Here is a 20,467-nt window from a genome sequence, read left to right on the forward strand (position 1 = left end):
CATTTAAAATTTGCGAATTATGATAAAGCACGCAGGTGCGTTTTAGGGCAGACCGAGCAACTGCCAACTTAATGTTTTCTAAAGATTGAAAATCACCACTTCCTCCACAGGTTCAGCCAACTCAAACTTAAACACCCGCGAATAGAAATAGAATTCGCCGTCAAGAGTTCTTTTGATATTTTCAGCGCGGCGAAAACCGTGGTGTTCCCCTTCATAAGCAACATAAGCAACCGGCAAACCTTTAGCTTTCAATATTTCTACCATCATTTCCGCTTGATTGGGAGGAACCACTTTATCTTCTAATCCTTGAAAAAAGATAACGGGACAAGATAAACGTTCGGCGGAATGAATGGGCGAACGAGCCACATACAAATCTTTTCTTTCGGGATAAGGCCCTATCAATCCATCCAGATAGCGCGCTTCAAACTTGTGAGTATCTGTGGCCAAAGCTTCCAAATCGCTAACTCCATAATAGCTCGCACCCGCTTTAAACACATCGCGGAAAGTAAGAGCGCACAGAGTAGTGTACCCCCCTGCGCTGCCTCCGGCGATCGCCATTCTTTCGCCATCAACTAAACCTTTTTGAGCTAAATATTTAGCACCGTTAGCGCAGTCGTCAACATCGACAATTCCCCAACTATCTTGCAGTCTTTTTCTGTATTCTCGGCCGTAACCAGTGCTGCCGCCGTAATTAACATCGAGCACGGCAAAACCGCGACTCGTCCAATATTGAATTTTCAAATTCATGCTGCTAGAAGTAGCAGCAGTGGGGCCGCCGTGACTTTTGACCACAAGCGGGGGTTTTTCACCCGCAGGCGCTGCGAAATCTTGATTTTTCGGAGGATAGAAGAAACCGAAAGCAGTCAAATTGTTTTCTGTGGGAAACTCGATCGGTTCCGGTACAGAAAGATAACCCGGATTGATGCTTAAATTGCTCGATTGGCGCAATATTTCTAGTTGATTTGTTGCTAGATTTAGTTGTACAATAGCTGTAGATTCAGTCGGCGAACCTGCCAGAAAAACAACAGTTTCTCCCCGCCCTTTGACAGACGAAATATCAGTGTAAGGCGTCTCAATAGTTGTCAACTGCTTAGTCGTTAAATCGAGACTCGCTAAATACCACTGGCCTTGCTGAGTGTAGGTGCAAATAATTTTGCTTTCCGAGACAACGGCATAAGTAGACATTCCAAAAACCCACTGAGGAAGTCCGAATTCAGCCGCCATTTCGCACAAGCTGGTTTCTATCTCTGCTTGCCTGCTTACCAAGGAGGGATTGAGGGGGGTTCTAGATTGCCAGCGGTAGAAATTCCACCAGTTAGATTTGTCAGAAACAAAATACAAAACTCCATCGGGCGACCATTCCGGTTGAAAAATCGACTCATCAACCCCGCCAGCAACTAAGTATTTTTCCCCTAAAGAACCGTCAGCATTAATTTCTGCTACCCACAATTCTGTGCCATCCCACGGCATATTTGGATGGTTCCAACAAATCCAGGAAAGTTGAGAACCGCCAGGACTCAAACGAGGGGAAGCATAAAAATCATTGCCCTGAGTTAAGATTTGAATATCTTCGCCGTTATCTAAATTAATGCTAACAATAGTATTGACAGGTTCGCCCTCACCTGCATGGTCTTCGCGCACGCAAATCAGGCGATTTCTTTGCTTGTCAACTATCGCATCTGCATAGCGAGAATTAGCAGTAGGTGTCAGAGGTTCGGGTTGAGAATTTAATGTTTGAGTATAAATACGTTGGTCGGCAAAATGAGAAAAATAGACCACACCGCCAGCAACTGCAAAAGCAGCGCCGCCGTATTCGTTAACGCGAGTGCGAACATTAAAAGGATGCGGTGTCACGTCGCTGATTGTACCGTCAGGAGTGCGCCGCACGAGGACGCTTCTTCCGGCTTCCGAAGGCCTTCCCTCAACCCAGTAAATATCATCGCCGTCAATAGCAATTTGTCCGAGTCCGACAGTTCCAGAAACAATTAAATCGGAAGAAATAGGCGATTTCCAAGATCCGTAAGGTGATAGTGTATTCATATAGTTGAGGCAGTTGTGTTTCTCGCACAAAAAATTAATATTTGTACTTTACACTAATTCAGTTACCGGGAAGCAAAATGCCCAAAAAACTCGTACTAATGGATCACGACGGTGCAGTTGACGACTATCTCTCAGTCGTTTTGCTGATGACAATGGAAGAAGTTGAAACTCTGGGAGTAATTGTAACTCCTGCGGACTGCTACATTCAACCGGCTGTAAGTGCAACGCGCAAAATCCTCGATTTGATGGGGCGTTCAGAAGTTCCAGTGGCGGCGAGTACGGTGCGGGGACTCAACCCATTTCCGGTTTTATTTCGGCGAGATTCCTTTGCAGTCGATCGACTTCCCATTCTAAATGAAAAAGGAACCATTGACACGCCGTTAATATCAGAACCCGGACAAAACTTTATGGTGCGAGTTTTGCAAGATGCAGCCGCACCAGTCACATTAATGGTAACGGGACCGTTAACAACAGTAGCGCAAGCTTTAGATATCGCGCCCGAAATTGAAAGCAAAATTCAAGAAATTGTCTGGATGGGAGGCGCACTCAATGTTAGCGGCAATGTTAGCAAAGATATGGAACCCGGACAAGATATGTCGGCGGAATGGAATGCTTACTGGGACCCGATAGCAATCGAGAGAATTTGGCAAACCCAAATTCCCGTTGTCATGTGTCCTTTAGATATCACAAATAATGTACCGCTGACTGTAGAATTTTCCAATCTCCTAGCAAGACAGCGCAAATATCCAATTTCCGACTTAGCAGGACAGTGTTATGCCCTAGCAATATCTCAAGATTACTATTTTTGGGACATTTTGGCAACAGCTTATTTAGCGCATCCAGAATTTTACCAACTGCGAGAATGGGAAACAGAAATTGTGGCCGAAGGCATCAGCCAAGGACGCACAAAAGTTAAATTTGGAGGGCGAAAAATTCAAGCAATGGATAAAGTAGACACCGCAAAATTTTACCATTACATATTACAACAGTGGGCACGGTAAACATCGCAATATCGGCGAGGAACGAGTGCGCTAAATCTCCGTACAAAACCCGCCCTGACACGAAGATTTACCTCTTCTCTTCCTTCTTTTTCTCTGCGCCCTCTGCGGTTAATCAAAAAACCTCTCACCGAACAAATGCAAAACATTAAAAAATGCTGCCATTTCAATCAATTATCCCCTTAGCTCAAACCCCTCCCGCACTTCAAGAAATCGTCCAAATCCAAGAAGTGCGACCTCTCCCCGGACAGTTAGACAACATACCAGTATTTAACAGCAACAGTCCAGAAGTAGTGCTGCAAGAAGGAATTTTGCTTTCGACATTTCCCCCGGATGGTAAAAGATTTCCGGCGGCACATTTAAACTTTCCGTTTCAAGGACGTTTCGACATATTTGCCCACCACATAGCCCGCGCACCTTCGCCGGAAGATTTGCGAACCTTGTATCAAGGAGTAATTGTTTACAATCCGGGCAATAAGCCAGTAAAATTAGATATATTGCAAGCGGCGAGTTATCTCAGTCAACCCGATGCACCTTTTATTGAATTGCCGCCGCAAGCCGATAATTCAAACAGTAATATTTACGCGGGGCCGGGAAGCCGCGCTGTGAATGATATTCTCAGAGGTAGGAGACAGTCTGACTTTGGGCCTGGGCTAATTATTCCACCGGGAAAAAGCCAAATGTTGATGAATCATCCGATACCGGTGCGGGGATTGGTACCGCCGCTAAACGGTCGATCGACCTTGATGCGGTTACGCAGCGATGGTATAGTCTATGTTGCCAGTCTGGCGATGTTTGCCCGAGTTGACGCACAGGGAAACGAGCGATCGCCCAACTTAGCAGAATGGCAAAACTTATTAGACAATGGTAATATAGCCGGGCCGCGCGATCGAGCTCCCACACCGCCAGAAATCACCGAAGGTCAACTAATTTACGGTCGAGTTGCCGGTGTAGCATTAGGTTCAGAATGGCGAGCACTTCTTTCAGACAACCCCGCCACCTCAAACCTAGCAATTCCCCAACCCGGAACAGCCTTTTCCTATCCATTAAGCAGCCTCCCGCGTGGAATGCTGGGCACCAATCAAGTGCAAAGTGCGAGCATGTTAGTCCGCTACCCAGATACAGCATACCGCGCCCACGGCAATTACGGAATTCAATACAGTCTCAGCTTACCGCTGTACAATTCTACCAGCAAAAATCAAACTGTAACTGTCGCAATTCAAACTCCAATTAAGACAGACAAATTAGCTTCAGGAGGACTTAGTTTTTTAGAACCTCCGGCACCTCAAACTTTTTTTAGGGGAACGGTCAGAGTGCGGTATACTGATGACAATAAATTGCCTCAAACTCGCTACGTGCATTTAGTGCAGCGGCGGGGACAGCAGGGGGAACCTTTGGTAAAATTAGAAATAAAATCGGGAGAAAAGCGGCTTGTAGAAGTAGATTTTATTTATCCGCCCGATGCGTCGCCTCCACAAGTTTTGACTGTGAAAACAAATTAAATTTAACCGGCTGCTACGGCTAGGCAGACACCTACAAAGACAATGCCTAATTAACCAGGTTTGATATTTGTTTCGCGTGGCGCGAACTTGGTTGGTGTCTAGTCGGTATTGGCAAAAAACAAGATGAACTTCTCAAAAAGATTCTGGGTAATTGCTTGCTTTGTGTACGTTTTAATTCTTCTCATTATCATGCTTTTAGCAGGTACGGGGAAATTAGTCAACTTTCCTCTCGCTCATCCGCCTTATGACAAACTCGGTCACTTTATTTTGTACGGAATAGCCTCTTTTTTGTGCCATAGAGCAACTGGCAAAAAAAAGATCAATTTGTTTAATTATTCAATTCCTTTCGGGCCCGCAATTTTTACTATGTTCACTGCAGCAGAAGAAATGCTGCAAGTCATTTTACCAAATCGTACTGCTAGTATTGAAGATTTTTTATATAGTTTTTGCGGGATTGCAGTTTTTTATTGGATTGGAGAAGTTTGGGATAGAACAAAAGGGCATTGATGATATAGAAGGAAGTTCGGCAACGAGCACTGTACGGGATGTAACCGATGTCAGGAAGAAGGAAGTTCGGCAACCGATTCTGCAACGGATGTAATGGATATCAGGAAGAAGGAAGTTCGGCAACGAGCACTGTACAAGATGTAACGGATGTCAGGAAGAAAGAAGAAGGAAGTTTCTAGAGTGCACAATGCGAACCTGTTGACGAGTGTCAGCAACTTTTTTTACTGGTGACTCTGCCCGCACGGGTTAAGAGATGTGCTTACCACAAACGGGAGCAAATGTCAATACGCTGGCGGCGGCTGCCGCAGTGAAAATTTAATTCTTTTTGAAATTGTTTAACATTAGCAATTTACCTAGATTTCCCATCTGGACAATGTGTTTGAGAGCCTTCAATCACTCTCTTCCAAAAAGGTTTGTACTCGACCGCTTGGTCGCAAAACAACTCTAATTTTCGGGTTTTTGCCATTAGAAACGGCAGAAACAAACGGCTCGCCGACTAATGGCATATTAGCTTGCTCGATATAATCTGCTGCTGCTTTTCCCATCGGCACAATACTTTGAACTGACCCATTTTCATCGATCAGCACGCTGTATTCCAAAGTTTGTTCCATTCCTTCTGGAGGCTTCCAGCGTTCCTCAAAGTAAGTTCTAGCTTCTGAAACTTGAGGAATTGTATCAAATAAAGTGCGGTTTTTTTGGCTTGCCGCAGCCTGGTTGTTGTCCTCGGACTCGGTGGTTGGTTGAGCGTCCTCAAGGGGTGGGAGTTCGGTACTGGCGGGGGGGACAATCGGCTCGATCGGGCTGGGGAAAGGCTGCGGCGGGGGAACGGGAAATCGGGAAGCCGACAGCGAGGGCGGCAGGGGGGGCGGTACGGCGGGAGCTAGTCTCGGCGGTAGGGGAGGCAGCACGTAGGGTACTGGTGCGGGTGCTTGGGGGGCGGAAATGGGGGGTTCTTCGGGGGCGGGAATAGTGATTGTTTGCCCTTGAGGGAAAGCTGGGGCGCTCTGTGGGGCGCTGGCTGCGCTGCCGTTGGGGGGAAATAGCAGGGCTGGCTGCTGGATGGGGCTGGGTTTGTTGGTGGGGGGAGTTGGGGCGAGGGCGATGGGGGGCAAGCTGGGGCTGGGGGAGGCGGCGGTGTTGATGGGCGGGGGCGGCAGGGGCGGTAAAGTGGGTGTGGCGGCGGGTGTTGGTGCTGGGGGTGTCGGTAGGGCCGCAACAGGACTGGGGGAGACGCCGGCAGCTAACTGGGGGTTTCCTGGATCGGGGGCTGTGGCGGTTTGGGGGGAGGTGGCGGATCGATCGAGCATTTTGATAATTCCTGTCGTCAGGCCCGCGCTGGCGACCATCATTGCTGCCACCTTGAGCCAGGGTGAGGACAGCGGGCGTCGGGGCTCGCGGTTGAGGTTGGGAAGCGCCATCACTTCGGCGGCGCAGTCATCCAGTGCTGTGGCTAAGTCAAACAGTTGCAGGGTGCTCAAGGGAACTACTGGCCCGGATTCTACGGCGCTCAAAGAGCCTAAAAACAAGTTGTGGGCAAGCAAGCCGCGGGGTTCTAAGCGGGGGGGAACCGGAAGGTAGGAGGTTGGGAGAGAGTAGGGGTTTGAGGTTGCTAGTTCGGAACTGTTGACGGATCGATCGAATATGACGGCGTTACGCGCGACTTCTGGCGAGTCTGATCCCGCAGGGATACGGCCTGTTTGAGATGTGAGGTTGTTTTCCCAATCGCGGGATTCGCCGAGCAAGTTTTGGACGTAGTTGCTGACAGCTTCGTGGAGGGTTTCGAGTTGAATTCGATCGCCCCTGAGAGTAACGTGTTGGGTATCTGGCAGCCTGGGGTCGTCGAGTCGCAGCTCGAAACTTAAAGATTTAAACACCGGTTGGCCCGCCCAGCGAGATAGAGGCGAACTTTTGGCTGTAATTTCCAGCGTGCAAGTGGGGGGCGTGTACCGTTTGAGAACCATAGCAGAAAGTCTGTTGACTGTTGACTGTTGACCGTTGACCGTTGACCGTTGACTAATGACTGTTGTTTAATTTTTAGCACGGTCTAGAAGAGCCAGCCAGAGGCGGCGGTGGCCGCCGGGACTGCTGTAAAACAGCAAATCGATCAGGAGTTTGAGAGCCAAATCAGTCAACTCTCGGGCCGATAAATTTTCTGCATCTTCCATGCGCGAGCCATAAGTGTTGCTGAACCTGTCAATATAATCTCCCAGCAAAGCGATGGTGTGAGGTTCGCGGTTCTGCTCGGCCATTTGTTCCAGCAAAGCCACAGCGCGGCGGATTAAAGCTTGGTGCTGTTTTGCCAAATGACAGCTTATCAAAACGAGCGATCGAGCTTCCTCCACATCAAGTTTTTTGCGCCCTCCGTGGCCCTTCCGCAGCGGGTTAGATTGGCGCAGCCGCCACAAAGCTACCCGATCGGCTACCATTGGCTCTAAATTCAGTTCGGCTGCTACCTTGAGCATCGCCTCTGAGCCAATTTCTGCCAGTGCTTCTAGGGCTAACAGCACTAAATCCAGTTGGGCTTTAATGTTGTCCAACTGGGTAGGTTCTGGTGCTTTTTGGGTCAACTCTTCCCAGTTGGGAGAGGGGCCCGTTTCGTTTGTGGGAGCGGAGGACTTTACGGTCGAGCGCATGGCTTCAGCACGGGAAATTTAAGACAGGTTGAGGCAGGATATCAAACAGTATGCAGTGATTAAAGCTTTGCGGCCTGTGGGCAACAGCACATCTGTTAATTTGTCTCCATAGCTCGTTGCTTTGATTCCGGCAATCCTAACTGCTGGACGGAGTTGCGGGCTAAAAGTTGCGGTTTCAAGTTCGATCGATCGCAATCCGCAAAACTCATAGATTTTCACCCCTAACCATCCTACGCCGCAGAGTGACCGAAATCAAATCAGTGCTTTGAAACTATCGGGGCTTATATCAATGCAAAAATCCTAGCGCTCTCGAATGCTACTTATAGTCTGTCGCTACTTATAGTCTGTCAGATTATAGTTGTCATTGCTTCATCTGGCGCCATCTATGGATATTACGGAGCAATTTGGTAAAAAAGTTAGACATTTCAGAAAGCTCAGAAATCTTTCCCAAGATCAGCTTGCAGAACTATCTGAATTACATCGCACCTATATTGGTTCAGTTGAACGAGGTGAAAGGAATATAACCCTACTTAATGCAAGTAAAATAGCCAAGGCATTATCCGTTAGTCTAGCTGATCTGGTAATTGATGATGACTGAAAGAAGACTAGAGCAAATTTTAGCAATATACCCAAACTAATTTACCGAAAAAAATTATGAAGAAGAGAATGAAGAACACGATATTTTAATGGATGTGTTTGGTATTTTTCCAATAATAAAAAAATAAAATAGGCAATATTGGGGACGTGAGTTAGGTATGTGTTGGCAATTGTTAGTTACTGAAACGTGTAAAACATATTGCAGTAGCTTTCAGCCAGCATTTAAAGTTGGAAGCGATGAGCCGTGCGATCTGATTGTTGATGGGTACGCAATAGATACAAAATATCGTATTGGCTCAGAAGACTCTGGAACACTGAAAAAGTTCAAATCTTATGGCCCACTACTTCGTACTCATAATTACGAACCCGTATTTTTAATACTTATAGAAGATAATTTGCCCGCAGCTATTACAGCGTGCCAAGTAGGGACTTGGAAAGTTTACACAGGGGACGATTCCTTTGAGTTCATAAAAACAATAAGCGGGTTTGATTTAAAGTCATTTCGTAAGGATTCAGGTGAAAAATAATTGATTGAGAGCCGAAAAATATGGTAATGTAGTCAGATGAGCGAAAAACCCGAGTGATCAGCAGCACTACAATTAGGAATAGTTGAGCAGTCTAGGCGTGAGGAACTGGTCAAAATTGTGCTGACTCAACAGAAGCTGATTGAAAAACTACAAGAAGAACTCGAAAAGCTCAAAGAGAGACAGCCAAGCAATAGCAAAACATCATCGAAACCCCCATCGAGCGATCTCATACAGAAATCAGAACTCGCCAAAGTTGATAACTCAAAAGAATCAGAAACAGAGCCTACATCGCAAACCCGGAGGACAGCCGGGACATACAGCGGGAACCGCTGTAATGTGGTACAATAGATAACAATAAAATATCATTTTGTATTCAACGCTAATGAAAGCATATTCGCTCGATCTCCGATCAAAAATAGTAGCAGCACATCTGGCCCAAAAGATGTCAATTAGGAAAGTAACCATCAGGTTTGCTGTGAGCAAAAGCCTCGTCCAAAAATTGGTGAAACCACAACAAACCGAGGGTGATTTACAGCCTAAACAGAGGGGTAAACCACAACGAGCGTCACCTGACAAATGCGGAAGCACTCATCAGAACACTGGTGGCAGAGCATCAAGATGCTACCTTGGTAGAGTTGTGTGAATTATTTGCTATTAAGATAAGACGGGAAATTGGGTGAGTCGGACGGCGATGTGTCGCTACTTACAGAAATTAGGACTCAATCGTAAAAAAAAACATGGCACAGAAGCCAAGGCGGGACTGAAAGAGTCCAAAAATTCAGGGTGGAATATTGGGAAAAGATCAAAAATATCGAGCCGAAAAACTTAGTATTTTTGGATGAAACTGGTATTCTACGCTCGTTTGAGTAGAACTTATGCCCGCTCCCAGCACGGGACAAGAGTATACCAAAAAAAAGCATTCTATCGGGGTGCCAAAGTCACAGCAATTGGCGCAATTAGTATGAATAAAGTGTTGGCATTGATGACAATGAATAATGCAATGGATGGACAGGCATTTGCTATATTTATTCAGCATTTTTTATGTCCTCAATTATGGGAAGGAGCGGTAGTAGTAATGGATAATTTACCCGCCCATAAATTAGCATTAATCAAAGGGGGAACTTCCGCTGAGATCCTCAGCGGTTGTGCTGCCTTTTTAACTGCTGCTGAGATCCTTGAATCTTCCTTTTAGTGGAGATTATCGAACAGCTTGAAGTGTTCTTTTCCCTCCCGGAATATCGCTGTTAACAACATAAAAATCTTGCGGATAAATCCAGTGGGTGCCCAGGGGACCGTGAATTTGAATGCCGGTCATAACGGCATAGGTAAAAATAGATCGATCCAGGGTCTCTAAAAGATGTTCGACATCCTCAGAAATAATTCGAGATGCCAATTTGGTAATTTCTATTAAATCGGGTTTATCTCCATAGGTAATGGTTGAAAGAATTTTTTGCCGAATAATTGTTTGTTCAATATCCTGCATATCCATTTCTAGCTTTAGGTGCCCCGCTGCCAACTCTTCAACAATCGCTTCTAATGCTCCACAGGCATGGGAAGCTTTTTGAATACCATCTCGATAAACCATGCCAATATCGCCATGCCTAGAAATAGCGATGTGGGGCATGGCATAAAAGGTAAAACGACGAATTCCATCAACTATAGGGGTATGGTCTGTCGCAGAAGCTAACCCAGTTTTGCCCATCATCACAAATCCAGCTAAGCTGCAACAATTAAAGGTTTTCCCCCAGTATCTAATTACTTCGGCGAATAGGGGTTCGGCGATTTCATCTCGACAAATTGCTATCATTCCCATCGTATTTTCATCACAAAAACCGTAGGTACTCAAGCTTTGGAACGTCTTTCTCATGTACTTGCTCATGGGTAATGCCCCTGGAAAGTGAGTAGTGAGCATTTGATGAAAAGCTGGAAACACATTAGGATCATAACCATTTAGTGTTTGGGGGATAGTTTCGCTAAGCTGATTGATAGGATTCTGGGTCATCTTTTCGCTGCTTTTAATTAACTGGTGAGATCCTTCACTTTAAACTGTTAACGGTTGCACCAATTCCTTGACAGGTGCTTCACGGTCATCTGGCTGCTGCACCCGAATCAGCCACCCTTCGGCTTGGGAGTAGTTATCTTTTTGCACTTGTTTAATAGCTTGTTTGAAGTTCAACTGTACGCCCCAAACATCGCTCGTGAAGCGCTTTTCTTGCTTCATATTGTCGAAGAACCCGACGGCTTCGGGGTGAGATAAACCACCTTCGGTTTTAGCAATAGAGAGCATTACGTCATTAGTCAGGCACTTACTAAAGTGGTAAATCAACTCTTAATTATGCCACATTTGCAGTATAATCCATTCCGGTTGCATCAGTATGATATGTTCGTTGCGACTTGTGTTGCTGCATACAACTATATATAGCAATCCTAAATGACTCGTAAATTTTTAACCCCACCCCAACCCTCCCCTTACTAAGGGGAGGGAGTAAGAAATTTACAAATGATTTAGGATTGCTATAATTATGAGTCAACCGGAAATGCGTAAATTTTGATTATTTCAAATAAACCACCGTCACACCTCCACCTCCTTCTTTTTGACTGGCGAGCTCAAAGCGGGAAACCTGCGGATGAGTCGCGAGGAACTCGTGAACCCCGCGCCGCAACTGTCCCGTACCTTTGCCGTGAATTATCCACAGGACTCCGTATTCCACGGCTTTGGAAAGAGCTCTGTCTATTTCGATTTCTGCATCTGAGACTCTCGCACCCCGTAGGTCGATCGAATTATTAGCAGTACGAATGGCAATTTCGGGATTGGGTTTTGCAGGTTCCGTCGCTGCTTGCTTGGCTTTAGCCGTAGCGAGTGCTTGGGCTTGGGCGGCCGCCTTGGCTAATTGAGCTTTCGTTTCGGGTTTTTGACCGTCGAGGGATTCAATTTCTCCTAGTTTGACAGTCATTTTCATAATCCCAAACCGAACGCTCAACTCTTCGTTAGCGTCGGGGCCGCTGAGGACTTCGGCGGTTTGGCCCAAGCTGGGAATGCGGATGCGATCGCCCACTTTCGGCATAAAACTCGGTTTGGGTTTAGCCGGTTGTTGGCGAGAAGGCAGGTGTTTTTGGGAAATTTGATTTAAGGTTTCTGTCGCTTGTTGGGCATTTTGAGCCGTCTGATTGCCCGACTGCAAGCGACGAATGATTTGAGCAATTTCTGATTTTGCCGACCCGATCGCCTCATTTACTGCCACTTCCTGAGCTATTTTTAGTTCTCGCTCCCGCTCTTGCAAAGCGGCTGCTTTTTGAGAAACTTCTCTGTGCAGTTTTTCCGTTTGGTGTAGCAGTTGAGTTGCTTCTCTGGCCTTGGTTTCCTGTTTCCGGCGCTGTGCTTCGAGTCCAGCAATCACTTGATTGACATCTTGAGACGCTCCCCCCACATAGGTTTGAGCTTCTTCGACTATGGATGCTAGCAAACCGAGTCTTTGGGCAATGGTGAGGGCGTTGGAACGTCCGGGAATTCCCCACAGCAAGCGATAGGTTGGCTGCATGGAATTGTCGTCAAATTCTACTGAGGCATTTTCAAAGCGGGAGTCTTGATATTTGAGGGCTTTGAGTTCGCCAAAGTGGGTAGTTGCAACTGTTAATAGGGAATGTTGGGCGAGATATTGCAACAGGGCGATCGCCAATGCACTGCCTTCTGAGGGGTCTGTACCCGCTCCTACTTCGTCTAACAAAACTAAAGATTTGGGAATTGGTAATTGGGAATTGGGATTTGGGATTTGGGGTTGGGGAATTTGTAATTTAGGTTTGAGAATTGGGAGAGCAGAAACAGTGATCTGTGTGTCTGTGACTTCGTGGTCTTGCTGTTGGGAATTAGTAATTGGAAGGTTTGAATTTTCTTCCCCTTCAGCCTGCGATTTATTGTGTAAAACTTCTAAAATGCGGCTGATGCGGCGGATATGACCGGAGAAAGTAGACAAACTTTGCTGCAAAGATTGTTCGTCACCAATATCGGCCAAAATATTGTCGAACCAAGGCAATTCTACGGGTTCGCGGGCGGCAACAAACATTCCTGCTTTCGCCATTAAAGCTGCCAATCCCAAGGTTTTGAGGGTGACAGTTTTGCCGCCAGTGTTGGGGCCTGTGATGGCGACGACGCGGATGTGCGGCGCGATCGTTAAATCGACCGGCACGACTGGAAAGCCTTGCTCGTGCTGTTGCTGCCAAACTAATAAAGGATGGCGCAACTGGCGCAGGGTAATTTGCGATCGCAGGTTGCGAATTAATAATTGACTGTTTTCTGAGTTTTCCTCATCTTCTTTTTCCTCATCTTCTGTTTCGGGATTTTTTGGTGCTAATTCTGGTTCTCCCAATTCGATAAATTTCGGCGGATTTGCTTGCAACCAAAAACTATAACGCGCTTTAGCGACCGCTAAATCTAAAGTTGTAACTACCACCACCAATCTGTCTAAATCAGGTTTTACTGCTGCGACTTGCTCCGTGAGGGCGCGGCGGACTGCTTCTTCTTCGGCTTGTTCTTGCCTGAGCAACTGCCGCATTTGGTTGTTAAGATTGACTGTGCTGTGGGGTTCTACGTAAAGTGTCGCGCCGCTAGCCGAGGAGTCATGAACGATGCCCGGTATGGCATCTTTTTGGGGAGCTTTGACTGGAATGACAAAGCGTCCGCTTCTTTGGGTAATTAGCTGTTCTTGTACGGCGTTGGATTGGCGCTGCAAAATCCCCTGCAATATTTGATAAATGCGATCGCGCAACTGTCGCATTTGAACTCTAATTCCTGCTAATTTAGGAGTTGCTCTGTCTGCTACTTGAGCGCGATCGTCTATACAGCGGTGGATTTCTTGCTCTAGTTCGGGATAAGTCCGCAATTGGGATGCCAGTTCTTGGAGCGTCGGCACATCTGCCTGAGAGTCAATTATCCGGCGCAATTGCCTTGCTCCGGCGAGGGTAGTAGCAATTGCCAGCAATTCTTCGCCGCTGAGCAAACCTTGGAGTTCGGCTCGCTGCAGCGAAGTGCCGATGTCTTGGATTCCTTCAAAACTCAAAGCACCGCCAGCGCGGCTCTCTAACTGATAAGCTTCCTGAGTTTGGGCTAGGAGTTCTGCTGTTTGAGCTTGAGTTGCCGGGATTTCGAGGTCGAGGGCGGCGGCGACGCCGAGTTTGGTGGCCGCGAAGGTAGCCAAGTGCTGACACAGGCGCGGCCATTCTAATAGTTCTAGTGTTTCGGCTTGAATCAAAGTTGAGGTGGTGTTGGTAATTGGCATTCTCAGGCGCTGACCGAGAAGGTGAATTTGACGATACTATTAATTGATTTTAAAGTTTTTTATTGTTTCCTGGTGCAACTTGAGAAAGTATCTGCGATCGCCCTCAGCAGTCTTTCGGCCGAAAGCTCTGATGTAACATTAATTACGAAGGACAAAATTTGCATTTTTGCATTACCCGTCTAAAATTATACATTCTCGTGATACCAGTCCCCAAACAATATGCAACTTTAGGCAAGCTCCCAACTATTATACAGTAAGTCATTCCCAATTTCTTCCTCTAAAATATAAAATCTAAAATGGTATCAGCTATTTTGGGTTTTGAGGGAGCGGGGAGGAGGTGTTTTTTGATGGAATTGAACTATTTTGGAATTTTAAATCTGTCAGCGCAATTCTGGCAGTTGTATCCTAAAAAGTAATTTGTGGAGGTGGTAGAAGTATGGCAAAGATTCTGGCGATCATCGCGGATACTGTGACTTTTCAAGTTGTTCAAGAGTTACTCAGCCAAGAGGGACATCAGGTGAGAGTCGTTCCCGACGATAAGAAGAGTTTAGAATTGGCGAGGGAATTGTCCCCCGATGCGATAATTTGCGACGGGACTTCGCCTCAAATCAACTTTTTGGAGGTGTGCCGGCTGGTGAAAGCCGATCGAGAATTGGCGACAGCCTATTTTATTCTCCTGACAACACCGGACCAATTTGATGAAATTCAAGAATTGGATGTGCCCTTTGACGATTTTCTGTTTAAACCGATAGTTAAGTACGAATTATTGGCGCGGGTGCGCGCGTCTAAGCGATCGCACGAGTTGAGGGCGCGGTTGGACTTAACCCAGCAAGAATTGCAACTGTCGCGCGAGCGAATTCTGCAAAGTGAAAAAATGTCTAGTTTGGGCGAATTGGTGTCTGGGATAGCCCACGAAATTAATAACCCAATTACTTTTATTTACAGCAATCTAACTCACGTCCAAAGCTACACGACCGATTTAATTGAACTGCTGCGATTGTATCAACAAGAGCTAGTCAATCCCGGAGCGGAAATTCTGCAAAAACAACAAGATATGGATGTGGAATTCGTACTCGACGATTTATTAAAAATTGTGAGTTCCATGCGTACCGGGAGCGATCGCATCCGCCAAATAATTTTGTCACTACAGGATTTTTCCCGCAGCGATCGATCGGGCTGGCAGTTATTCGATGTTTCCGACGGTTTAGAAAATACTCTGTTGTTGTTACAGCACCGCTTGCCTGCGCGTGAGGGAAGGCGAGACATCAAGGTGATGAAAGAATTCGGCAATTTGCCACAAATTGAGTGTTATGCAGGTCTGCTCAATCAAGCTTTTCTGAATATCATCAATCACGCGATCGATGTTTTGGAAGAATCTGCTCAAGAGTTGGCAGAGTTGGAATCGAGCAAATTTAAGCCTGTGATTTTGATTACCACTCAGGTGGTCGATGCTCAGCGAATTTCTATTGAGATTGCTGATAACGACATGGCAATTAGCAAAGATATCACAGCGCAACTTTCTGAGCCATTTTTGGTTTCCCAACCTGCGGAACCACCGATATCACCGGGACTTGCTCTCAGCTATCGGATAATTGTAGAGCAGCACAAAGGAGAGTTCAAGTGTTTTTCCGAACCGGGTAAAGGCACTAAAATTCAGATAGAAATTCCGCTGCGTCATAGTTAATTAACAGTATTTACAGTTGGTGGGGCGGGTTTTAAAATTTGTTGGTTTTAGCCGGAAATTGTTGTGAATCCGCCCCTACAATGACTGCACTTTTTAAGGTAAAATTTTGTAGAGGGAATGGCAGAAGTTATCCAAAAGAGACTTGAGTTGATATTCAAGAGATTTGAAGGAGAGAGGAATAGAATAGAAATATGAATAATTCCATCGAGAGGGGCAACCACGGGAGATTGCCCCTACAAAACACGGTTATGTAGATGTTGTGTGTCTAGCAGTGGAATAACTAAAGGGAGACTTGCGCGCCTTTAGTATCGAGGCCGATCGCCCTTACCTCAGCCTTTACCCCAAATTCCCCCCAAGCAGCCGCCATCGCTTTCTCAACCGCAACAGCGTTAGCCACATCCACATCCGTTAAAGCCAAAAGCGTTGGCCCGGCACCGCTAATTACCATTCCACAAGCCCCTGCATTCACGGCGGCTTGTTGCACCGCTTCATATCCCTTAATCAGAGATTGTCGGTAAGGTTGGTGAATCTTGTCTTGGAGGGCGCAGCGCAACCAGTTTTCATTGCCCGTTTCCAAAGCCCGCACTAGCAAACCGAGGTGTGCAGCATTAAAAATCGCGTCAGCCTTACTGTAATCTGCTGGCAAAACTTGGCGCGCTTCGGCTGTAGACAGTTCAAAATCCGGGATGGCTACCACGGCCACAATATTTGGATGCCAGGGAATATCGCAAATCTCCCAAGCACCCCCCTCCTGCCCCCCCTTACTAAGGGGAGCTTGGGGGGGTGCATTGCTAGCAGCGAGGCGACAACCTCCGAGTAAAGCGGGGACAACGTTGTCGGGATGTCCTTCAAGTTCGATCGCCAATTGCATCACTTCCACCTGACTCAAAGGCTTTCCGGCTAATTCATTTGCACCGACTAACCCACCGACAATAGCTGTGGCGGAACTCCCCAAACCTCTAGCCAGCGCAACTTGCATATCTATATGTATCGCTACAGGGGGCGGCGATTGGTTGAGGCGATCGTATAGCTTGAGAAAAGCTTGATAAGCGAGATTGCTGTCGTCTGTCTTGACTTTGGCGGCTTCTTCACCCGTAACAGTAATTTTTAGTTTCTCGGTTGCTGAGGGTTCGAGTCGGGAGAATTGGAAGCGGTTGTAGAGGCTTAAAGCGGCGCCGATGCAGTCGAATCCGGGGCCCAGGTTGGCGGTTGTGGCGGGTACGGTGACGGTGACAGTGGAAGTTTCGGGCATTTTTTGAATAGTGGATTTGGAATGTTTAACCGCAGATGAATGCGGATGAACGCCGATCGCAGGTATTATACTATGTTTTCAAAAGCCATTTATTCTTGCAGCATTTCAAGGTGCTTGATGGCATCTTGATAATCGTTGGTATTGCCGTCTTTTTGATAGAGTTCGGCTGCTTTATGATAATCGGCGATCGCCCCCGGTTTGTCTTCTAAGAACTCGCGGACTCTGGCGCGGTTGTAGTAGGCGTCGCCGTAGTTGGGGTTAATTTCAATTGCGCGATCGAAATCTGCTTTAGCTGCTGGATAGTCTTTGAGATTGCGGCCGTGGATGATACCGCGTTTGTTGTAGGCTTTGGCGTAGTTGGGGTTGAGGCGAATAGCTTCGGTGTAATCAGCGATCGCCCCTTGAATATCTCCTGCTTCGGATTTGGCTAAAGCGCTGTTAAATAAGTCTTCAGCAGTATTTTGAACGATGAGTATTGGTGAGGGTTGGGTACAAATAGCCGGGGATATGTCGCCCAAAACGGTAACAAATCCCCAAAGGGCGATCGCCCGGTAAAATTGTTTCATAAATTTAAGCAAAAATCCCAGCTACAGAGCAACTAAAACCAGGTAACAAAGGCGAAGTCAATTCATCATCCCTCAACAGCGTAGCAACGAGCCTTAAACTTGCTTGTTCTCTGCGATAAACTTCAATTTGTCGCAACCGCCAATTCGCAATCCAGTATTCCTGTACTCCTCGTACCGAATAGAGTCTGAGTTTCAAATCTCTATCGCGTCTTTCATTGTCTGTACCGGGAGACAATACTTCAACAATTAACTCAGGTGCGGCGGTTAAATGTCCGGCTTCGTCTAGCAAGATATCCAAGCGTTCATTGCTGGCCCAAACTACATCAGGAATAACGTTATCAGCGTCCGTGAAAATAAGACCAGGATTGATTGCAGCTCGTCCTAAACCGGCAGACATCGACCAAGTATCAAGCACAGAGAAAAATCTGCCACAAGTCTGTTGATGCCCCCAATGCGTTGATCGAGTCACAAATAACTCTCCCTCAATTATTTCATAACGATCGCCGTTATCGGGCAACAGTTCTAAATCGGCGGTAGTCCACCGTACTTTATCAGATATTGTTTGGTTCATACAAACACTCTTGATAGGTGATAGAAACATTCTAAACGATCGAGCTTCTACACGATCCACAGCTTGAAACAATCGGCATACACTGACTTTCGCTTTTTGCAGGCGAGACTCAGAATATTGAAACCCGCCTGGGCGCGGGTTTCGTTTTTGTAGAGGCGATTTCGCATCACCAAATTGTCCGATAGCCCAATTTAAAATTATTTAAAATTTCAAATCGCGCGATTACTTCAAAATAGTTTTAGAAGCTATGCGGGTTTTCTTGCGATCGGCTTCACTCAATTGTTCACCAGACTGCAAACGAGTAGCAGAAGTTTGCAGCACAGTTGCGGCACTTTTATCGCCCATTTGCAAAGCAGTTTTAGCGGCTGTTTGTAGCATCGTGGCGGCACCGGCGCGATCGCCCTGTTGCAATCGGGTTTCTGCGAGTTGAGTTTGGCGGTATTTAGCCAAAGCTAAAATGTGCTGCTGCACCAGCGGGTTAATTGCCGGCTGATAAACTTTCAGGACATTAGCGGAAAGTGCAACGGGATCGGAAAGCAAACTTTGACCGACAGTCGGATCGTCGTAGCGAATTTGCAATTGTCCGATCGTCTGTGTACCTTCGGGCAACTGTCCAATATAAATATTAGCCAAAACTACTCGCTCTATATCCTTCATTAAATCTCCCAGGCGCACCATAAAACGATCGCCCTCTTGCTGTACCGGTAATTCGATCGTATCCGGGGAAACTTGGGCGATCGGTTTGAGTTCGGCTAACCGCACTTTTGGCATCAGTGAAAATAGCAAATAAGCATTAGTCAAACCTACACCTTGGATGCGAGTAAATAGTTTGCCAAACTCGTCAACCGCATCTTCGGGACGCTGAATGTGAGCCAGAGCACCGCCGCCCGCGTCAGCAATCTTTTCTAAAATATCCTGGTTCCAGTTATCGCCAAATCCCAAAGAATTTAAAGTCATGTTGTAGTCGGCAGCCAATTTAGCCAACTTCAAACAGCGGCTGTCGTCGCCGTGTTCGTTTTCGCCGTCAGTCAGCAGAAATGCTTGGGATATAGCTTCTTTTTTGCCTTTGCCTAACTCTTCAATACCTAACTTAATGCCCTCATCAATTGCTGTGCCACCGGCCGAGCGCAATTGCTCAATTTGCCGTTTAATGCTGCTGGGATCTCCTACAATTTGATTGGGGACGAGGACTTTGGCTTTGTGGTCGAAAGCCACCGCGCAAAAGCGATCCCCGGGCTTCAACCTGTCTAGCAACCGTCCGGCGGCTTGTTTGACGGTTTCCAAGGGGCGTCCACCCATCGAACCGCTGTGGTCGAGAATCAGGCACAGGTTTAAGGGTACGCTGGAGTCGATCGAGCTTGCCGTTGCAGACACCGAAATCGCTAGCTGGCGCTGCGTTGAGGGCGCGGCAGCGTCAAGGTTAGGATCGTTTAAAACCGGGAGCAAACTAACTTTCATGCGGGATACCTAAAGATTGCGTTAGTATTTCTTTAAGAATAGCTCCATCAGTTCAGGCAACATTTCGGTTATATGAACACACCAATTAAAGCTGTGCAATCGCCATACTACGGGGAAGGGAACTCTCGGACGCCACCTCCCGATTTGCCATCCCTGTTGCTGAAGGAGCGGATCGTTTATCTGGGGATGCCTCTGGTGCCTGCGGTAACAGAACTAATTATCGCTGAACTGTTGTTCTTGCAGTACGAAGACCCCGAGAAGCCGATCAAAATCTACATCAACTCGACCGGCACTTCTGGTTACAGTGGCGAACCCGTCGGCTTTGAAACAGAAGCCTTCGCTATCTGCGATACGATCAGGTATATTAAGCCGCCCGTGCACACTATTTGCCTCGGTTCGGCAATGGGGATGTCTGCGATGCTTTTAGCGGCTGGTACAAAAGGCTTTCGGGCGAGTTTGCCGCACGCTTCGATTGTGTTGCACCAACCCAAGGCTTACACGCGGGGTCAAGCAAGCGACATTCAAATTCGGGCTAAGGAAGTGCTGGCAAATAAAGCGACGATGCTTGAGATTTTTGCAAGCTGTACTGGCCAACCGATCGAAAAGATTACTAAAGATATGGATCGGTTGCTGTACCTGACGCCCCATGAAGCTAAAGAATACGGTTTGATCGATCGCGTTCTTGAAAGTTCGGAAGAATTGCCGAAACCGCTGCCTGCCGGAGTCATCTAATTCGGTTATTGCTTATTAGTTATTAGTTATTAGTTATTGGTTAGGGTTTATTGGTCCTTATAGCCAAAAACTAAAAAACCTAAAATAACAAGTAACAAATAACTAATAAACCCTAACCAATTGCCCG

At 46.7% G+C, this 20,467-nt stretch carries 18 protein-coding genes; 7 read left to right on the top strand and 11 right to left on the bottom strand.

Annotated elements, in window-relative coordinates; all coding sequences use genetic code 11:
- Window positions 1-78 precede the first annotated feature (78 nt).
- Window positions 79-2,040: a S9 family peptidase gene (locus QUA27_RS05785; protein ID WP_333066923.1), complete on the bottom strand. Its 1,962-nt coding sequence runs from the start codon at window positions 2,038-2,040 to the stop codon at window positions 79-81.
- Window positions 2,041-2,117: 77 nt separating this feature from the next.
- Here QUA27_RS05785 and QUA27_RS05790 point away from each other — a divergent pair, with 77 nt between their 5' ends.
- The 3 genes from QUA27_RS05790 to QUA27_RS05800 all read left to right on the top strand — a co-directional run bounded on the left by QUA27_RS05790 (window position 2,118) and on the right by QUA27_RS05800 (window position 5,047).
- Window positions 2,118-3,041 (top strand): nucleoside hydrolase, encoded by a 924-nt coding sequence (locus QUA27_RS05790; protein WP_333066924.1) that lies wholly within the window; start codon window positions 2,118-2,120, stop codon window positions 3,039-3,041.
- A gap of 152 nt (window positions 3,042-3,193) precedes the next feature.
- Window positions 3,194-4,540, top strand: coding sequence for a DUF3370 domain-containing protein (locus QUA27_RS05795; RefSeq protein ID WP_333066925.1), 1,347 nt, complete (start codon window positions 3,194-3,196; stop codon window positions 4,538-4,540).
- 123 nt (window positions 4,541-4,663) lie between these two features.
- Entirely contained in the window at window positions 4,664-5,047 is a 384-nt protein-coding gene (locus QUA27_RS05800) for a VanZ family protein (protein WP_333066927.1), read from the top strand.
- Window positions 5,048-5,436: 389 nt separating this feature from the next.
- On the opposite strand, the gene QUA27_RS05805 is transcribed toward QUA27_RS05800, so the two are convergent.
- The 3 genes from QUA27_RS05805 to QUA27_RS05815 all read right to left on the bottom strand — a co-directional run bounded on the left by QUA27_RS05805 (window position 5,437) and on the right by QUA27_RS05815 (window position 7,899).
- Window positions 5,437-7,008 (bottom strand): DUF4335 domain-containing protein, encoded by a 1,572-nt coding sequence (locus tag QUA27_RS05805; RefSeq protein ID WP_333066929.1) that lies wholly within the window; start codon window positions 7,006-7,008, stop codon window positions 5,437-5,439.
- A gap of 66 nt (window positions 7,009-7,074) precedes the next feature.
- On the bottom strand, window positions 7,075-7,680 hold the full coding sequence (locus QUA27_RS05810; RefSeq protein WP_333044296.1) for a DUF3038 domain-containing protein: 606 nt from the start codon (window positions 7,678-7,680) through the stop codon (window positions 7,075-7,077).
- 18 nt (window positions 7,681-7,698) lie between these two features.
- Entirely contained in the window at window positions 7,699-7,899 is a 201-nt protein-coding gene (locus QUA27_RS05815; protein ID WP_333066930.1) for a hypothetical protein, read from the bottom strand.
- A 166-nt stretch (window positions 7,900-8,065) separates the two neighbouring features.
- Between QUA27_RS05815 and QUA27_RS05820 the strand changes: the two genes are divergently transcribed.
- Window positions 8,066-8,278: a helix-turn-helix domain-containing protein gene (locus tag QUA27_RS05820; protein WP_242715747.1), complete on the top strand. Its 213-nt coding sequence runs from the start codon at window positions 8,066-8,068 to the stop codon at window positions 8,276-8,278.
- Window positions 8,279-9,642: 1,364 nt separating this feature from the next.
- Window positions 9,643-9,996 carry a transposase gene (locus QUA27_RS05825; protein WP_333066931.1) on the top strand — a complete coding sequence of 118 codons (354 nt, stop codon included), beginning with the start codon at window positions 9,643-9,645 and terminating at the stop codon, window positions 9,994-9,996.
- Window positions 9,997-10,002: 6 nt separating this feature from the next.
- Here QUA27_RS05825 and QUA27_RS05830 read toward each other — a convergent pair whose 3' ends face one another.
- The 3 genes from QUA27_RS05830 to QUA27_RS05840 all read right to left on the bottom strand — a co-directional run bounded on the left by QUA27_RS05830 (window position 10,003) and on the right by QUA27_RS05840 (window position 14,050).
- Window positions 10,003-10,806 (bottom strand): LCIB family protein, encoded by an 804-nt coding sequence (locus QUA27_RS05830; protein ID WP_333066932.1) that lies wholly within the window; start codon window positions 10,804-10,806, stop codon window positions 10,003-10,005.
- Between the two features lie 39 nt (window positions 10,807-10,845).
- On the bottom strand, window positions 10,846-11,091 hold the full coding sequence (locus QUA27_RS05835; protein WP_333066933.1) for a hypothetical protein: 246 nt from the start codon (window positions 11,089-11,091) through the stop codon (window positions 10,846-10,848).
- A gap of 265 nt (window positions 11,092-11,356) precedes the next feature.
- On the bottom strand, window positions 11,357-14,050 hold the full coding sequence (locus QUA27_RS05840) for an endonuclease MutS2 (protein WP_333067089.1): 2,694 nt from the start codon (window positions 14,048-14,050) through the stop codon (window positions 11,357-11,359).
- A gap of 463 nt (window positions 14,051-14,513) precedes the next feature.
- On the opposite strand from QUA27_RS05840, the gene QUA27_RS05845 reads away from it, so the two are divergent.
- Window positions 14,514-15,761, top strand: a complete 1,248-nt coding sequence (locus QUA27_RS05845) for a sensor histidine kinase (protein ID WP_333066934.1) — start codon at window positions 14,514-14,516, stop codon at window positions 15,759-15,761.
- A 280-nt stretch (window positions 15,762-16,041) separates the two neighbouring features.
- Here QUA27_RS05845 and thrB read toward each other — a convergent pair whose 3' ends face one another.
- The 4 genes from thrB to QUA27_RS05865 all read right to left on the bottom strand — a co-directional run bounded on the left by thrB (window position 16,042) and on the right by QUA27_RS05865 (window position 19,608).
- Window positions 16,042-17,013, bottom strand: coding sequence for a homoserine kinase (gene thrB / locus QUA27_RS05850; protein WP_333066935.1), 972 nt, complete (start codon window positions 17,011-17,013; stop codon window positions 16,042-16,044).
- 89 nt (window positions 17,014-17,102) lie between these two features.
- On the bottom strand, window positions 17,103-17,579 hold the full coding sequence (locus QUA27_RS05855; RefSeq protein WP_333066936.1) for a tetratricopeptide repeat protein: 477 nt from the start codon (window positions 17,577-17,579) through the stop codon (window positions 17,103-17,105).
- 4 nt (window positions 17,580-17,583) lie between these two features.
- A complete protein-coding gene (locus tag QUA27_RS05860; protein ID WP_333066937.1) occupies window positions 17,584-18,150 on the bottom strand; it encodes a Uma2 family endonuclease in 567 nt (188 codons plus the stop codon).
- Between the two features lie 222 nt (window positions 18,151-18,372).
- Window positions 18,373-19,608 carry a vWA domain-containing protein gene (locus tag QUA27_RS05865; protein WP_333066938.1) on the bottom strand — a complete coding sequence of 412 codons (1,236 nt, stop codon included), beginning with the start codon at window positions 19,606-19,608 and terminating at the stop codon, window positions 18,373-18,375.
- Between the two features lie 72 nt (window positions 19,609-19,680).
- Here QUA27_RS05865 and QUA27_RS05870 point away from each other — a divergent pair, with 72 nt between their 5' ends.
- Entirely contained in the window at window positions 19,681-20,340 is a 660-nt protein-coding gene (locus QUA27_RS05870; protein WP_333066940.1) for an ATP-dependent Clp protease proteolytic subunit, read from the top strand.
- Window positions 20,341-20,467: the final 127 nt, after the last annotated feature.

This window comes from Microcoleus harperi Pol14_C6 (assembly GCF_036701295.1).
In the GTDB taxonomy this organism is placed as follows: Bacteria; Cyanobacteriota; Cyanobacteriia; order Cyanobacteriales; family Microcoleaceae; genus Microcoleus.

Coding starts and splice junctions, on each gene's coding strand:
- QUA27_RS05800 (WP_333066927.1), top strand. CDS start 4,664: ATGAACTTCTCAAAAAGATTCTGGGTAATTGCTTGCTTTGTGTACGTT.
- QUA27_RS05835 (WP_333066933.1), bottom strand. CDS start 11,091: ATGCTCTCTATTGCTAAAACCGAAGGTGGTTTATCTCACCCCGAAGCC.
- QUA27_RS05805 (WP_333066929.1), bottom strand. CDS start 7,008: ATGGTTCTCAAACGGTACACGCCCCCCACTTGCACGCTGGAAATTACA.
- QUA27_RS05865 (WP_333066938.1), bottom strand. CDS start 19,608: ATGAAAGTTAGTTTGCTCCCGGTTTTAAACGATCCTAACCTTGACGCT.
- QUA27_RS05860 (WP_333066937.1), bottom strand. CDS start 18,150: ATGAACCAAACAATATCTGATAAAGTACGGTGGACTACCGCCGATTTA.
- QUA27_RS05845 (WP_333066934.1), top strand. CDS start 14,514: ATGGCAAAGATTCTGGCGATCATCGCGGATACTGTGACTTTTCAAGTT.
- thrB (WP_333066935.1), bottom strand. CDS start 17,013: ATGCCCGAAACTTCCACTGTCACCGTCACCGTACCCGCCACAACCGCC.
- QUA27_RS05855 (WP_333066936.1), bottom strand. CDS start 17,579: ATGAAACAATTTTACCGGGCGATCGCCCTTTGGGGATTTGTTACCGTT.
- QUA27_RS05795 (WP_333066925.1), top strand. CDS start 3,194: ATGCTGCCATTTCAATCAATTATCCCCTTAGCTCAAACCCCTCCCGCA.
- QUA27_RS05820 (WP_242715747.1), top strand. CDS start 8,066: ATGGATATTACGGAGCAATTTGGTAAAAAAGTTAGACATTTCAGAAAG.
- QUA27_RS05785 (WP_333066923.1), bottom strand. CDS start 2,040: ATGAATACACTATCACCTTACGGATCTTGGAAATCGCCTATTTCTTCC.
- QUA27_RS05830 (WP_333066932.1), bottom strand. CDS start 10,806: ATGACCCAGAATCCTATCAATCAGCTTAGCGAAACTATCCCCCAAACA.
- QUA27_RS05810 (WP_333044296.1), bottom strand. CDS start 7,680: ATGCGCTCGACCGTAAAGTCCTCCGCTCCCACAAACGAAACGGGCCCC.
- QUA27_RS05870 (WP_333066940.1), top strand. CDS start 19,681: ATGAACACACCAATTAAAGCTGTGCAATCGCCATACTACGGGGAAGGG.
- QUA27_RS05825 (WP_333066931.1), top strand. CDS start 9,643: ATGAAACTGGTATTCTACGCTCGTTTGAGTAGAACTTATGCCCGCTCC.
- QUA27_RS05790 (WP_333066924.1), top strand. CDS start 2,118: ATGCCCAAAAAACTCGTACTAATGGATCACGACGGTGCAGTTGACGAC.